Source organism: Alkalihalobacillus sp. NPDC127517, from assembly GCF_050276055.1.
GTDB lineage: Bacteria > Bacillota > Bacilli > Bacillales > Bacillaceae_D > Alkalicoccobacillus.
Genome location: NZ_JBNNQX010000007.1, coordinates 1 through 13,935 on the forward strand (window position 1 = coordinate 1; position 13,935 = coordinate 13,935).

17 protein-coding genes and 7 tRNA genes are annotated in these 13,935 nt (G+C 42.4%); 22 read left to right on the top strand and 2 right to left on the bottom strand.

Annotation, left to right across the window (positions count from 1 at the left end; genetic code table 11):
- Positions 1-205: 205 nt before the first annotated feature.
- Positions 206-958: a rhomboid family intramembrane serine protease gene (locus ACQKKO_RS10565; protein ID WP_498646940.1), complete on the bottom strand. Its 753-nt coding sequence runs from the start codon at positions 956-958 to the stop codon at positions 206-208.
- Positions 959-1,012: 54 nt separating this feature from the next.
- Between ACQKKO_RS10565 and acpS the strand changes: the two genes are divergently transcribed.
- The 14 genes from acpS (at position 1,013) to ACQKKO_RS10635 (ending at position 12,092) form a co-directional block, all read left to right on the top strand.
- Complete coding sequence (gene acpS / locus ACQKKO_RS10570) at positions 1,013-1,363, top strand: holo-ACP synthase (RefSeq protein ID WP_498646942.1); 351 nt, start codon at positions 1,013-1,015, stop codon at positions 1,361-1,363.
- 129 nt (positions 1,364-1,492) lie between these two features.
- Complete coding sequence (locus tag ACQKKO_RS10575; protein WP_498646944.1) at positions 1,493-2,506, top strand: LolA family protein; 1,014 nt, start codon at positions 1,493-1,495, stop codon at positions 2,504-2,506.
- Positions 2,507-2,786: 280 nt separating this feature from the next.
- Positions 2,787-3,950, top strand: a complete 1,164-nt coding sequence (alr, locus tag ACQKKO_RS10580; protein WP_498647417.1) for an alanine racemase — start codon at positions 2,787-2,789, stop codon at positions 3,948-3,950.
- A 203-nt stretch (positions 3,951-4,153) separates the two neighbouring features.
- Positions 4,154-4,432, top strand: coding sequence for a CopG family ribbon-helix-helix protein (locus ACQKKO_RS10585; RefSeq protein WP_343129379.1), 279 nt, complete (start codon positions 4,154-4,156; stop codon positions 4,430-4,432).
- A gap of 3 nt (positions 4,433-4,435) precedes the next feature.
- Positions 4,436-4,786 (top strand): type II toxin-antitoxin system PemK/MazF family toxin, encoded by a 351-nt coding sequence (locus ACQKKO_RS10590; protein WP_343129380.1) that lies wholly within the window; start codon positions 4,436-4,438, stop codon positions 4,784-4,786.
- A gap of 145 nt (positions 4,787-4,931) precedes the next feature.
- Positions 4,932-5,750 carry an RsbT co-antagonist protein RsbRA gene (gene rsbRA / locus ACQKKO_RS10595; protein ID WP_498646947.1) on the top strand — a complete coding sequence of 273 codons (819 nt, stop codon included), beginning with the start codon at positions 4,932-4,934 and terminating at the stop codon, positions 5,748-5,750.
- An 18-nt stretch (positions 5,751-5,768) separates the two neighbouring features.
- Positions 5,769-6,125: an STAS domain-containing protein gene (locus ACQKKO_RS10600; protein WP_203088996.1), complete on the top strand. Its 357-nt coding sequence runs from the start codon at positions 5,769-5,771 to the stop codon at positions 6,123-6,125.
- A gap of 3 nt (positions 6,126-6,128) precedes the next feature.
- The gene (locus ACQKKO_RS10605) at positions 6,129-6,542 is read left to right on the top strand and encodes an anti-sigma regulatory factor (RefSeq protein WP_498646949.1); all 414 of its coding nucleotides are present in this window, start codon (positions 6,129-6,131) and stop codon (positions 6,540-6,542) included.
- 18 nt (positions 6,543-6,560) lie between these two features.
- Positions 6,561-7,574, top strand: a complete 1,014-nt coding sequence (locus ACQKKO_RS10610; RefSeq protein ID WP_498646951.1) for a PP2C family protein-serine/threonine phosphatase — start codon at positions 6,561-6,563, stop codon at positions 7,572-7,574.
- A gap of 82 nt (positions 7,575-7,656) precedes the next feature.
- Entirely contained in the window at positions 7,657-7,986 is a 330-nt protein-coding gene (locus ACQKKO_RS10615) for an STAS domain-containing protein (protein WP_498646953.1), read from the top strand.
- Positions 7,983-8,471, top strand: coding sequence for an anti-sigma B factor RsbW (rsbW, locus tag ACQKKO_RS10620; protein ID WP_498646955.1), 489 nt, complete (start codon positions 7,983-7,985; stop codon positions 8,469-8,471). Before ACQKKO_RS10615 ends, rsbW begins: the two co-directional genes overlap by 4 nt.
- A complete protein-coding gene (gene sigB / locus ACQKKO_RS10625) occupies positions 8,431-9,216 on the top strand; it encodes an RNA polymerase sigma factor SigB (protein ID WP_498646957.1) in 786 nt (261 codons plus the stop codon). Before rsbW ends, sigB begins: the two co-directional genes overlap by 41 nt.
- The gene (locus ACQKKO_RS10630) at positions 9,216-9,818 is read left to right on the top strand and encodes a SpoIIE family protein phosphatase (RefSeq protein ID WP_498646958.1); all 603 of its coding nucleotides are present in this window, start codon (positions 9,216-9,218) and stop codon (positions 9,816-9,818) included. Before sigB ends, ACQKKO_RS10630 begins: the two co-directional genes overlap by 1 nt.
- Before the next feature lie 93 nt (positions 9,819-9,911).
- Entirely contained in the window at positions 9,912-12,092 is a 2,181-nt protein-coding gene (locus tag ACQKKO_RS10635) for a Tex family protein (protein WP_498646960.1), read from the top strand.
- Positions 12,093-12,139: 47 nt separating this feature from the next.
- On the opposite strand, the gene cmpA is transcribed toward ACQKKO_RS10635, so the two are convergent.
- Positions 12,140-12,262: a cortex morphogenetic protein CmpA gene (cmpA, locus tag ACQKKO_RS10640; protein WP_440161637.1), complete on the bottom strand. Its 123-nt coding sequence runs from the start codon at positions 12,260-12,262 to the stop codon at positions 12,140-12,142.
- Positions 12,263-12,367: 105 nt separating this feature from the next.
- Here cmpA and ACQKKO_RS10645 point away from each other — a divergent pair, with 105 nt between their 5' ends.
- The 8 genes from ACQKKO_RS10645 (at position 12,368) to ACQKKO_RS10680 (ending at position 13,756) form a co-directional block, all read left to right on the top strand.
- Entirely contained in the window at positions 12,368-12,817 is a 450-nt protein-coding gene (locus tag ACQKKO_RS10645) for a SprT family protein (protein WP_498646962.1), read from the top strand.
- A 72-nt stretch (positions 12,818-12,889) separates the two neighbouring features.
- Positions 12,890-12,964: transfer RNA gene (locus ACQKKO_RS10650), tRNA-Asn, on the top strand.
- 1 nt (position 12,965) lies between these two features.
- A tRNA-Ser gene (locus tag ACQKKO_RS10655) sits at positions 12,966-13,056 on the top strand.
- A 17-nt stretch (positions 13,057-13,073) separates the two neighbouring features.
- Positions 13,074-13,148, top strand: a tRNA-Glu gene (locus ACQKKO_RS10660).
- Positions 13,149-13,362: 214 nt separating this feature from the next.
- Positions 13,363-13,438 (top strand) — tRNA-Val (locus tag ACQKKO_RS10665).
- A 21-nt stretch (positions 13,439-13,459) separates the two neighbouring features.
- Positions 13,460-13,536, top strand: a tRNA-Asp gene (locus ACQKKO_RS10670).
- A 20-nt stretch (positions 13,537-13,556) separates the two neighbouring features.
- Positions 13,557-13,638: transfer RNA gene (locus tag ACQKKO_RS10675), tRNA-Leu, on the top strand.
- Between the two features lie 35 nt (positions 13,639-13,673).
- A tRNA-Leu gene (locus tag ACQKKO_RS10680) sits at positions 13,674-13,756 on the top strand.
- Positions 13,757-13,935 lie beyond the last annotated feature (179 nt).

Here is a 13,935-nt window from a genome sequence, read left to right on the forward strand (position 1 = left end):
TGATATTGATTGATTCATAAAAAATATTTTTATCTCTTTAAAAACCTTAAAACCATTGATACATTAACTTTTTCGGAGGGAGTCTCGGGTTCTCCCTCCGCTTGTTCAGATAAAATCACAAATGGCGAATGATTCTGCAATTGAATCATTCGCCATCCTCATAACTCGTTCATTTTCAGATATATTCCAAGATCTCCATTAATCACTACTCCATAAAACGTAGAATCATTAACCCCACAACAATGACTGCTACCACAATCCAGGTAATTTTCTTCCTTTGCTTTTTCTTTTCTTGATTGGCCCAGCGGTTTGGGTTAAAGCTAGGCTCCTCGCTATCATGCACGTGTTGATTGTAATGTCTCGCTTGATAAGGCTTGGCCCCGATTGTGAAGAGAGGTGCAAGAGCCATACCGGCAAGAAATCCAAAGAGATGGGCAAGGATGTTGATACCTGGGTTTACAAACGTCATCACTAACGCAATAATGGTGATGGTTATAACAAGTTGAGAATTTGCACGGTCAATGAGATCTTTGCGGGCCCATATCATATAAACAAGTACGCCAAACAAACCAAAGATGGCACCAGATGCCCCTAAATGAAGATACGTAATGTCGCCTAAGAAATACGTGGCGATATTCGCAAGGATTCCTGATAGTAAATAAATGGCTGTGAATTTCACGGTTCCGAGTATCCGCTCAATGGCAGGACCAAAGATCACGAGGGAAAATGAATTAAACACCACGTGCATTAAACCCTCATGCAAAAAGATCGGTGTAATAAGGCGCCAACCTTCTCCGAACATGACTTGGAGATTACTTCCGATCAACAAGTATAGAACCTGATTTCCAAACGGGAAGAAGTTGACCCACAAAAACAGAACCAAATGAATGGCAACTAAAATCGTGACAACAGGATAATTTTTTCTAAATGAATAAAAGCTTTCGTTGCGTATAAACATCGGTGCCCTCCTTTTTAAAACGAATAGATGATAAGTAGAATTGAGGTTTGTTACATGATTCACGGAATAGGTGTCGATATTATTGAGCTTTCACGTATTGAACGGGCAATGAAACGAAATGCACGATTTGTTGAGCGTATCTTAACCATACAAGAACGAGCTGCTCTTCAGAACATGTCTGACTCAAGAAAAAGAGAACATGTGGCTGGCAGATTTGCTGCAAAAGAGGCCTTTGTTAAAGCCTCTGGAATAAAAGAGGTTTCATGGATGGATGTTGAAATCTTAAATGATTGCAATGGTAAGCCAACAATGACCGGACCAATTGTTGAGACCATTCACGTATCTATCTCACATAGTCAAGCATATGCGGTTGCACAGGTAATTATAGAAGCGAAATCTTTCTGAATCAAGCTTTAGGACTCGTCTGCATATTCACTTAGGTTGTCTCATATAGTTGTAGTGCGAAGGGAAACAGCTCGTCAATTAGACGGTAATTTCTCTAATTAGCGGCAAAATGAGATGGAGGGGTGAAGGATGAAACGAGTTAGCTGGTTCTTCCTGGTGAGCGTGTTAATGATGATCATGCTTGCTGGTTGTGGTGAGAAAACACAAGAGGATGTGTTGGAGGATCTGGGAACAACCCTTGAAGAGTTGACAGGGTATAAAGCAAAGGCAACAATGCAGCTTGAAACAGGTAATGAACCTCAAACCTATGATGTAGAAGTATGGTATCAGAAGGAAGGGTTCTACAGAGTGATGTTGAACAACAAGGATAAAGATCAGAGTCAAATCATCCTGCGTAATGATGATGGAGTCTTTGTATTAACACCTGCATTAAACAAAAGCTTCCGTTTCCAAAGTGATTGGCCAAAAACAACAAGCCAAAGTTATCTATATGAGTCTTTGGTGGCTGACATCTTAACAGATCAGGAGCGCATCTTCTCTCAAGATGAGGATCATTACACATTTGAAACGGCAACGAATTATCAAAATAAGAACTTAAACAAGCAACAAATTCAATTAAACAAAAAAGATCTAAGCCCAGTAAAAGTTGAGATTCTGGATTCCGAGCAATCTCCACTAGTCACACTTGATTTCACAGAGTTTGATAAAAACGCGACATTTAATGATGATGATTTTGAAATGGAACGTAACATGACAGGGGCACAATTATCAGAGCCAACGCTTGCTAGCGGTCAAGAAGATGAGATGGAAATTCTGTACCCAATGTATGTACCTGATGGAACAAGTGCTTCTGCTTCAAAAGAAGTAGAAACAGAAGATGGAACAAGTTACGTTCAGGAATACACTGGTGACAAATCGTTTACACTCATTCAGTCTCAAGCAGATGCTGTGCCAGCTTCAACAACTGCTGCGAATATGGCTGAAGGGCAGCCGGTTGACCTAGGATTTACAATTGGCGTACAAACGGGAGATGCATTAATTTGGTCTCATGGTGGGTCTGAGTTCTACCTTGCTTCCTCTGATCTTGATTCAGAAGAAATGGCAAGTGTGGCCCGCTCCGTATACGGCACAACTGAAAAATAAATCAATGAAATAAGGTAACAGTGACGTACATTCCAACCTCATGGCATGTGCGTCCTTTTTTTATTTTTGTATGTGATCCCAAGTGGACTGGAGAGCATGAATGGTTATTTTTTGTTTTGAGAGGTGTGACACGATGAGAACAGTTAAGAGATGGGTGACTGCTTAACAGGAATCATGATTCATGAATTGAAATTGACAGGTTGTGTCGAAGCCATTCATAATCTAATTATCCAAGAGGATGAATGATTAATGGAGAGTGACCAAGATGCAAGCTGAACAAATGGATCCCTATTATCGTGATACCTGGGTGGAAGTGAATCTATCCGCCATTGAACAAAATGTGCGCTCGTTATCGTATGTTTATCAGAAGCAGGAAACAACCATTATGGCTGTAGTAAAAGCAGACGGATATGGTCATGGAGCAGTCCCTGTGGCAAAAGCCGCGATCGCCGGGGGTGCAACCTTTTTAGGTGTAGCCATATTAGATGAGGCTCTTGAATTGCGTGAGGCTGGAATCACAGCACCAATCCTAGTACTTGGGCGCGTCCGGCCAGTCGATGCGTATGTTGCCGCGAAGCATCACATTGCTGTGACTGTGTTCTCAAAGGAATGGCTAGTTAATGCTCAAGAAAAATTAGATTCTTCAATCCCTTTAACAATCCATGTAAAGTGTGATACCGGAATGGGGCGCCTTGGAATGACGGACCCCATCGAAGTAAGAGAAATGGCGAGAATGATCTACGCTTCAAATACCTTTTATCTTGAAGGAATGTTCACTCATTTTGCTACGGCGGATGAGCTGGATACTACGTATTATCAGGAACAATTTAAACTGTTTCAGCAATTTGTCCATCAGGTCGAGAAAGAGAACCTTTCCATTCCACTAATCCATTGTGCAAACAGTGCAGCAGCATTACGTTTCCCGGAGCGTGCCTTTAACATGGTGCGATTTGGAATCTCTATGTATGGGCTAAGCCCGTCTCCTGAGATCAAGCACCAGCTACCGTTTCCCCTGGAGCCTGCTTTCCAGCTCAAAACAAGGCTCGCTCAAGTAAAGAAGCTTGAGGAGGGAAAAGCAATAAGCTATGGCGCCACATATGTGACTGAACGAGATGAATGGATCGGTACCCTGCCTATTGGCTATGCGGATGGTTGGATCAGAGCGCACTCAACAAACGGAGGCACTGTTTTAGTGGATGGTGAAGAGCTTCCTTTTGTTGGAAGAATTTGCATGGATCAATGTATGATTCGATTGAATTCATTAAAGGAAGAAGGAACAATTGTAACCTTAATTGGGCATGATCATGGTAAGGAAATGTCCATGGATACTGTCGCACGAAGGCTTGATACCATTAACTATGAAATTCCTTGTATCATAAGTAAGCGGGTGCCAAGACATTATTATAAAGAGGGCAAATTAATCTCTGTTAAGAACCAAATCTAAAGAATATGTATATCCAAAACTCGGTAGGGAATGATTTCTAACAAGAATATCTTAAAAACCTTTCCAAAAACCTCTTTGCAATCCATACACTCCAATGCTATGATAAATCTTGAGTATAAAAGGTAAAAGCAGTAAGCTTGTTACCGTCGAACGGCAGAGTGATTTTTGTACAAGGCGTTTTATGGTGGAGGTTGATACGTTTTATGAAGGATCAACAATTTAAGGATATTACCGTTACATTACCCCAACAATTGTTAAACGAGGTGGATGCATTGTTAGAACAGGAAAACCTTAATAGAAGTGAATTTATCTCTAGAGCAACTAAAACGTATATCATGGAAAAACAACAATCCCAAATTCGCGAATCGATGCAGCAAGGTTACATGGAGATGGCAAAAATTAATCTGACAATTGCATCAGAGGCTTTTCTTGCGGAGGAGGAAGCGGATCTAACCCTTGTTCGTTTAGTAAGTGGGGTGTAGCATTTGATTGTGAAAAGAGGAGACGTATATTTTGCGGACCTCTCACCGGTGGTAGGTTCCGAACAGGGCGGTGTCAGGCCTGTTTTAATCATTCAAAATGATATTGGAAACCGTTTCAGTCCTACTGTAATTGTTGCGGCAATTACAGCGCAAATTCAAAAAGCTAAATTACCGACTCATGTTGAAATTAATGCGAAAAGGTATGGATTTGACCGCGATTCGGTTATATTATTAGAACAATTACGTACAATAGATAAACAACGTCTAACTGATAAGATTACGCATCTTGATGAAAACATGATGAATTCAGTCAATGAGGCATTATTTATAAGTTTAGGTTTAGTTGATTTTTGATTCGACCATTTGAAATCCCCCTTTTAAGATAGTGGGGATTTTTTATTGTTTGGGGCAAATTGATAGAATTTAGGATAGTTTCTCTTTGCAACAAAAGCAAACTCATGGAATAATGAGGACAGAGACTATATTTGGAGGATATTCTATGCAATCGACCGCAATTTCCTATCTACAAAAGCATCAAGAGCGAATCATCAGCCAATGGGATCAGCAATTATCAGCATTGCGCAGTGAGGTGGAGATCAAAGCCTCTCTTGAAAAAGCCGTAGAGCATACAAATCAAGAATATATGACCTTAATTCTTCAAACAGCTAGGCTGAACGAAGAAGACTCTTTAGAAGGGTTAAGGCAATTCACTGAGCAGTATATTCAATCTGGACGGTCGCTGACTTACTTTACAAAAGCACTTCAGGGCCTTAGAAAAGCGTTTCACCAACAGCTTAAAGATGTTCCACCAGATGGGGCGGACGTCTTAGATATTTATAGTGAACTAAATGAATGGATCGACAACATGAATAATTTTCTTGTATCTAAGTACATTGAGTCGTGGGAAGATACATTAGAAATGCAAAAGCTTTCCTTACTAGAATTATCGGCACCTCTTATCCCTGTATTTGAAGGAATAACGGTTATGCCTCTAATCGGCAGTATTGACACGACTCGAGCGAAGTTAATCATGGAAAACTTATTAAATGGAGTCATTAAAAATCGTTCTAAGGTTGTCTTGATTGATATTACGGGTGTACCTATTGTAGATACAATGGTAGCTCACCACATTATTGAAGCTTCAGAAGCGGTAAGACTTGTCGGAGCAACGTCGATTCTTGTGGGTATTCGCCCAGAGATCGCACAAACCATTGTTAATCTAGGAATTGACCTAACGAAATTCCCAACTAAGAGTACGCTGCAAAAGGGAATGCAAAAAGCGCTTGAAATGTGTAATCAAAATAAGATTGAGATGTAAGCTGGAGGTATAGGGGTTATGAGAATTCCAATTTTAAAACTTGGAGAATATTTACTAATTAGTATACAAACTGAATTAGATGACCAAACGGCTCTTCAATTTCAAGAGGACCTCCTCAATAAGATTCATCAAGAAGGATCCTCAGGCGTAGTTATCGACCTTACGTCGGTAGATATGATCGACTCCTTTATCGCAAAAGTTCTAGGCGATGTCGTCGATATGTCAAGCTTGATGGGAGCAAAAGTTGTCCTTACAGGTATTAGACCAGCTGTGGCCATTACGTTGATTGATATGGGCATAAAGCTCGAGGATGTATCAACAGCACTAGATTTGGAACAGGGCTTAGAGAAATTGCAACAGGAACTGGAGGGTTAGATGATGGAAACCCAATCCTGTGTTGAAGTAAAAAATGAATGGGGAATCGTTGCTGCAAGACAGGCAGGAAGAACCCTTTCAAAGGAGCTTGGCTTTGGAAATGTAGATCAGGCCAGGATTACGACAGCCATCTCAGAGCTGGCTCGTAATATCTACCTTTACGCGCAACGTGGAGAAATTAAGATTGAGATCGTTGAAGACAAAGGAAAGTTCGGAACGAAAAAAGGAATTAAAATTATCGCAGCAGACTTAGGCCCAGGTATACCTGATTTAAGACAGGTCATGGTAGATGGCTTCACGACTTCAAGCGGACTTGGAGCAGGTCTCCCTGGTGTAAAGCGTTTAATGGATGATTTTAATATTGAATCAGAAGTAGATAAAGGGACAACCATTACTGCAACGAAATGGCTCCGCTAGGGAGGGCTAAAATGAACTATGAATTACACAGACAACAATATTGAAACGTCCTATAAAAAGATTTTAGAGTCCTATTTAGATACAGGGAGTGAGCATGTACTATACGAAGCTCAACAGTTCACAAGAACGTTGCTGGAGCATAATACGTCTCCTGAAGAGCTTGTTAGTCTGCATCGCTCCATTATGGATCAGCTATATCCAGAGCTACCTGATGACATTCAAGCATCCTTTGATTTTCTTTTGGAGGCCATGATGGGATATGGAATGGCCTATCGTGAACATCAGATCTTAAGAGATCGTCAACAGGAGCTTGAGGCGGAGATTGATGTTGCAGCTAAAATGCAACAAACTCTCCTGCCTCGTGAGGAAGTCTCTGTAACAGGCTTAGATATAGGGATTGTAAGTGTACCCGCTAAGAAAATGAGTGGAGATTATTACCACTATGTAATGGATCAACATGGAAGCATTGGGCTAGCCATTGCCGATATCATCGGGAAAGGTGTGCCAGCAGCTCTATGTATGTCTATGATTAAGTATGCCATGGACAGCTTGCCTGAGCAGCAGCTGAATCCAAGTGCACTTTTAGAGAATTTAAATCGAGTAGTTGAGCAAAATGTAGACGACAGTATGTTTGTGACTATGATGTATGGTTATTACAATGTTCAAGCTCACGAGTTTACCTATTCAGGTGCTGGGCACGAGCCTGGTTTCTTTTATCATGCCAAAAGTGACTCATTTGAGGATCTAAGCGCAAGGGGTTTAGTTCTTGGTGTCTCAAAAAAGGCCACGTACCAAGAATATGTGAAACAGCTGGACATAGGAGATATGGTTATTCTCTTAACGGACGGTGTAACAGAATGCCGCATGGGAGAAGAGTTTCTTGAACGTGAGGAAATTGTGGATCTCATTCGAAAATCAATGCATCTTGAGGCGCAGGAATTAGCTGAAAATGTGTATCGTGAACTAAGTAAATTGCAGGATTTTACATTAAGAGATGATTTAACGTTAATCATTTTAAGAAGACAGGTTTAAAGACCAACGATTTGTGGTAAACAAGGTACATTGAATAGTAGACACAAAGTCGAGACGGTTCTAACTCAAGGAGGTTGCTACATTGAATTTGGATATACGAGTCGAGGAATTAGAAAGTCAAAAGAATGTTTTTCTCGCTGGAGAAATAGATACGTATACAGCACCTAAGTTAAAAGAAACCCTTATTCCGCTTACTGAAGGGTCAGGAGCAGAAGTTGTGGTGGACTTATCTGAGGTTCAATATATAGATAGTACGGGTTTAGGAGTCTTTGTTGGAGTTCTTAAGGCAACTGACTCAAATGACAGCACGTTAACATTAGTTGGTATGTCAGAGCGTATCAAGCGTCTTTTTGTCATTACTGGTCTAGATGAAGTGATGAACATCGTTGATCGGGGGGAAGAAGCGAAATGAATGAACATCAAGTAGACCATATAGAAATGAGTATTCCAGCGAAAGCGGAGTACGTCGGTGTTGTACGCCTGACCATTTCGGGAATTGCCAATCGGTTAGGTTTTTCTTATGACGATATTGAGGATATGAAGATTGCAGTAGCTGAGGCGTGTACAAACGCTGTAAGTCACGCGTATGAAGATGGTGGCAATATCAAAATCGCCTGTGATTTATTTGAAGATCGAATTGAAATCATCATTGCCGACGAAGGCCAAAGCTTTGATAGCAAAGAGCTACAAGGGAAGCTTGGACCTGTTGATTCCAAACAGCCAATTGGTGATATGAAAGAAGGTGGACTTGGTTTATTCCTCATCAGTACACTCATGGATAAAGTTCAGATTCACGATGAGGCCGGAGTTGTATTGATGATGACAAAGTTTCTACGGAAAAATGAGGTGGAAGAACATGTCGACGGAATCTCATCATTACAGTCAGAACAAGGATAAGGTCTACGGGTGGATTAAAGAGTTTCAAGAAACCCGTAACGATGATGTCCAGCTAAAGCTGGTTAAGCACTATGAAGCTTTGGTTCGTTCTCTATCAAGGAAATTCTCTAAGGGCAGAGAGCATGATGAGGATTTATTCCAAGTCGGCATGGTCGGCTTACTTGCTGCATTGCAACGTTTTGATGGAGAATTCGGTCGTAGCTTTGAGTCATTTGCAGTGCCGACAATCGTTGGAGAAATTAAGCGATTTATTCGAGACAAGACGTGGAGTGTTCACGTACCTCGTCGAATCAAAGAGCTTGGACCTAAGATCAAAAAGGCTGTAGATACGCTCACAGCTGAGTTGCAACGTTCACCTCAGCTACATGAGATCTCGGATTTTCTTGAGGTTTCGGAAGAGGAAATTCTTGAAACCATGGAGATGAGCAAGAGCTATCAGGCGCTATCGGTTAACCGGGCACTCGAAGCGGATCAAGAAGGTGGCGAGGTTACTCTTCTGGATCTAGTTGGGAAAGAAGATAGCGGGTATGAGCAGACTGATCAGCAAATGCTTTTAGAAAAAGCATTTCAAGTATTAAATGAACGAGAAAAATTAATACTTCAATACACATATTACGATAACTATAGTCAAAAGGAAGCGGGAGAGCGCTTAGGAATCTCACAGATGCATGTATCAAGACTTCAACGACGTGCATTAGAAAAACTAAGAGAATCGATTCGCGTGGAACCGTCTGAGATTTTGTAATGGTTATGTATACGCAAGACCATCACATTGAAGTCGCTGTCTTAGAACGATCAAAGAATAACGGAGAGTATTGCGGAGATGCTCATACGATTATTAACACAGATGATTATGTGGTATGCACCGTCATTGACGGTTTAGGAAGTGGAGAAGGTGCAAGCGAATCAGCACAAGCTGCAGCTGAAGTCGTGAAGAAAGAGCATCACTTACCTGTAAAAGAAATTGTTGAGAGATGTAACCAAGCCTTACTAAATAAGCGTGGTGCGGTCTTAACGATCGTTAAGTTGAATTTTGAGGAACGCAAAATCAGTTACAGTAACATGGGTAACATTGGATTTGTAATGTATAATCCAAATGGAACTGTGGTTCAACCGATTTCAAGAAGAGGCTATTTGTGCGGTCGAAATGAAAAGATACAGGAAAGTCATTACTACTACGATGATGGAACGATTTTTATCCTCTATTCGGATGGTGTGGCAAGTCCACCTCCTAAGTTAACCCTACTTGAGATCAATAGCTTGAGTGAAAACAACAACCGAATTTTTGATACAGCCAAATATGTAGACAATGATGATGTCACTTTGTTAATAGGGAAATTAAAATAAGCTTTTCACCGCGTGATGAGGTGGAAGGCTTATTTTATTTGCTGTCGAAGTCTATGGTAGAATAGTTTTATGGAAACAAAGGAGGGCAAGAACATGGAAGAGAAGGATTCGATGATTCAGCAGATTGCCGCGGAATTAACAGTCAAAGCATCACACGTCAAACAAGTGATTGCCATGATGGACGAAGGGAACACTGTCCCATTTATTGCGAGATACCGTAAAGAAATGACAGGTGGTATGGATGAAGTTCAGCTGAAGGAGCTGGCTGAGCGGTGGGCCTATGTAAACCAATTAAACGACCGAAAAGCAGAGGTCATCCGTCTCATAGATGCACAAGAGAAGTTAACAGATGAATTACGCCAATCCATTGAAGCAGCAGATAAGCTACAAACCATTGAGGACCTATACCGTCCATATAAGCAGAAGCGCCGCACCAGGGCAACCGTTGCGAAGGAAAAGGGTCTAGAGCCATTAGCGGAATGGTTATTTGTGTTACCAAAAACCGGAGAGCCAACAGATGCGGCAAAGACATACATATCTGAAGAACATGAAATCGAAACAGTCGAAGCCGCTATCGAAGGGGCGCAGGACATTATCGCTGAGTGGGTGGCAGATGATGTCGACCTCAGAAGTCTGATTCGTACCAGAACGATTAAAGAAGGTAGCTTAGTAGCTGAAGTCAAGAACCAGGAAGCAGATGAAAAAGGTGTGTTCGAGATGTACTACGATTATTCCGAACCTCTTAAGTCCATTGCGCCTCACCGCGTATTAGCTGTAAACCGCGGAGAGAAGGAAGGCATTCTTAAAGTACGTGTGAGTGCTCCAGATGACCGCTTAACAAGTGAACTCGTTCGCAAGACGATTCGTTCATTTGACTCTAAGGCAATACCATATGTAGAAGTTGCGGTCCAAGACAGCTATAAGCGTTTAATCCAGCCTTCAATTGAACGAGAAGTGCGGAATGAGCTGAACGAAGTGGGAGAAGAACAGGCCATTCATATCTTTGCTGAGAACCTGCGTAATCTATTGCTTCAGCCACCAATGAAGCAGCAAATTGTTCTTGGTGTGGATCCGGCATTCCGGACAGGCTGTAAGCTGGCCGTTGTCGATCATACAGGGAAGGTACTGGATATCCGAGTAATCTATCCAACTCCGCCAAAGTCACAAGTGGAACAATCATCCAAAGTGGTGAAACAGCTTATTAAGCAGTTTGGTGTCAATGTGATTGCCATTGGAAATGGAACAGCATCAAGAGAGACAGAGCAATTCATTGCAGATACGATTCGTGAGGTAGAAGATGAAGTCTTTTACGTGATCGTCAACGAAGCTGGAGCGAGTGTCTATTCAGCTTCTGACAATGGGCGTGAAGAATTCCCTGATTTACAGGTAGAAGAGCGCAGTGCCATCTCCATTGCCCGGAGACTTCAGGACCCACTTGCCGAGCTTGTTAAAATTGATCCGAAATCAGTAGGGGTCGGTCAATACCAGCATGATGTGTCTCAAAAGAAACTAACAGAATCCCTATCCTTTGTTGTAGAAACCGTTGTAAACCGAGTAGGAGTGAACGTGAACACCGCGTCCGCTGCGCTCCTGCAATACGTAGCAGGCTTATCAAAAACGGTAGCCAACAACATCATCAAAAAGCGTGATGAAGAAGGCCGGTTCAATAGCCGGGCAGAGTTAAAGAAAATCCCGCGTTTAGGCGCAAAAACATACGAGCAATGTATCGGTTTCCTGCGTATCCAAAATGGCAAGCAGCCACTTGATGCTACTGGCATTCATCCAGAAAGCTATAAGGTCGCAGCGTCTATTCTGGAGAAGGCAGCCATCCCGGCGACGGATATTGGCTCAGATGTAGCGAAGGAGCGATTGCAGGCAATGAATGCCCAGGCCTTGGCTGAAGAGTTGAACATTGGCCTCCCAACCTTACAAGACATTATTGACGCCTTTATCCGTCCAACACGTGACCCACGTGATGAAGTAGCCAAGCCACTTTTAAAACAAGACGTTTTGAAGATGGAAGACTTAGAACCAGGAATGGAGCTAGAAGGAACGGTCCGTAACGTTGTAGACTTTGGTGCCTTTGTAGACATCGGAGTGAAACAAGATGGACTCGTTCACATCTCAAAGCTGACGAAACGGTTTGTTAAAAATCCAATGGATGTTGTTGCAGTTGGAGACATCGTTACCGTCTGGGTATCATCTGTGGACGTCCAAAAAGGAAGAATTGCTCTAACGATGCTTCCACCAGAAAACCAAACCCTTTCTTCTTAAAAAGACGAAAACCGACCTGAAGCGTTCAAGGTCGGTTTTTCAGTATTTTATTTCTGTTTCTCCCCGTCCTTCTGTTGATAATAAAACCAGCACTGGTTCAACACGCGGAGCTGATACTTGTTTTTCTCGACGAATGCACGTTTCAGTTGCTTCTTTAACCAGTTAGGCATGATTCGCCAACTCCTTCGTTCATATGATAATATTATCTACTATATGCAAAGCAGTTTGTCAGTGTTTCCTAAAAGACAAACGAAGAGACGAAAGGATGAAATCCAATGCGCGAGCAAGACCTGCAGCAGCTCGTGGAAGATCTGTCTAACACATACTTCAAACGACCTTTCCTGCACAAAGCCCGCTTTAACCCAAGACTCCGAACCACAGGAGGACGGTACTTCTTACGCTCACATGACATCGAAATCAATCCTAAAATGCTTGAAGCCTTTGGAGAAGAAGAACTCGTTGGCATCATCAAACACGAGCTGTGCCACTATCACCTGCACATCTTAAAAAGAGGCTACCAGCACAAGGATCAGGACTTTAAACAGCTTCTTGCCAAGGTAGGTGGACTTAGACACTGCCAGGTCATTGAAGGAGCCCAAAACACCCCAAAACAGCTACATACATACGAATGCACAATCTGCAAACAAACCTACACACGAAAACGCAGAGTCAACACCACTCGCTACGCATGTGGAAAATGTAGAGGGAAATTAAAAAAAGTTTAAAAAAGATATTGCTTGGACCACTTGTCTATGATATATTATAGAAGTCGCCAAAACGGCAAACATGTTACATATTCCACAGTAGCTCAGTGGTAGAGCAATCGGCTGTTAACCGATCGGTCGTAGGTTCGAGTCCTACCTGTGGAGCCACGGAGAAGTACCCAAGTGGCTGAAGGGGCGCCCCTGCTAAGGGTGTAGGTCGTGTAAGCGGCGCGAGGGTTCAAATCCCTCCTTCTCCGCCATTTTATTTTAGTAAGTAGGCCCGTTGGTCAAGCGGTTAAGACACCGCCCTTTCACGGCGGTATCACGGGTTCGATTCCCGTACGGGTCACCATTTCTGTGAAACCAACCGAAGAGATTCGAAGGTTGCCACAATCAGCATTGACAAAGAGAAGCAAAGAAATCTGAAGCTTATCTGCAGTCAATAACGAAGAGAAGCAAGGAGTTTGAGGACACAAGTTTTCGAAAGAAGGAGCGTACCTTAGTACGTGACTGATTGAGAATAACGCAGTGGACGAAAAAATCCGCCGCTTATCTGAAGTTATAATGGAGGATTAGCTCAGCTGGGAGAGCATCTGCCTTACAAGCAGAGGGTCGGCGGTTCGAGCCCGTCATCCTCCACCATTTTTTCTTGAAGTAAATATTGGTCCGGTAGTTCAGTTGGTTAGAATGCCTGCCTGTCACGCAGGAGGTCGCGGGTTCGAGTCCCGTCCGGACCGCCATTATCTTATTATCTAAATACGCGGGTGTGGCGGAATTGGCAGACGCGCTAGATTTAGGATCTAGTGTCTTATGACGTGGGGGTTCAAGTCCCTTCACCCGCACTTTTCACAAAGTGCTTTTTTTTATGCAACAACGAGCGGTTGTGGCGGAATGGCAGACGCGCTAGGTTGAGGGCCTAGTGAGGTTAAACTCGTGGAGGTTCGAGTCCTCTCAACCGCATCCCAGTAGTACCAAGGCTTTTGGAGCTTTGGTACTTTTTTATTTTGGGATATTATAGGAGAATAAAGGCGGATTCTTTCCACTTTCTTTCCGAGGGGGTTTTAACTAAATATTTACATACTGCTTTAATGTTCGGAAATTGATAATATTAACACACACCGACTAAATATTTTTAACCG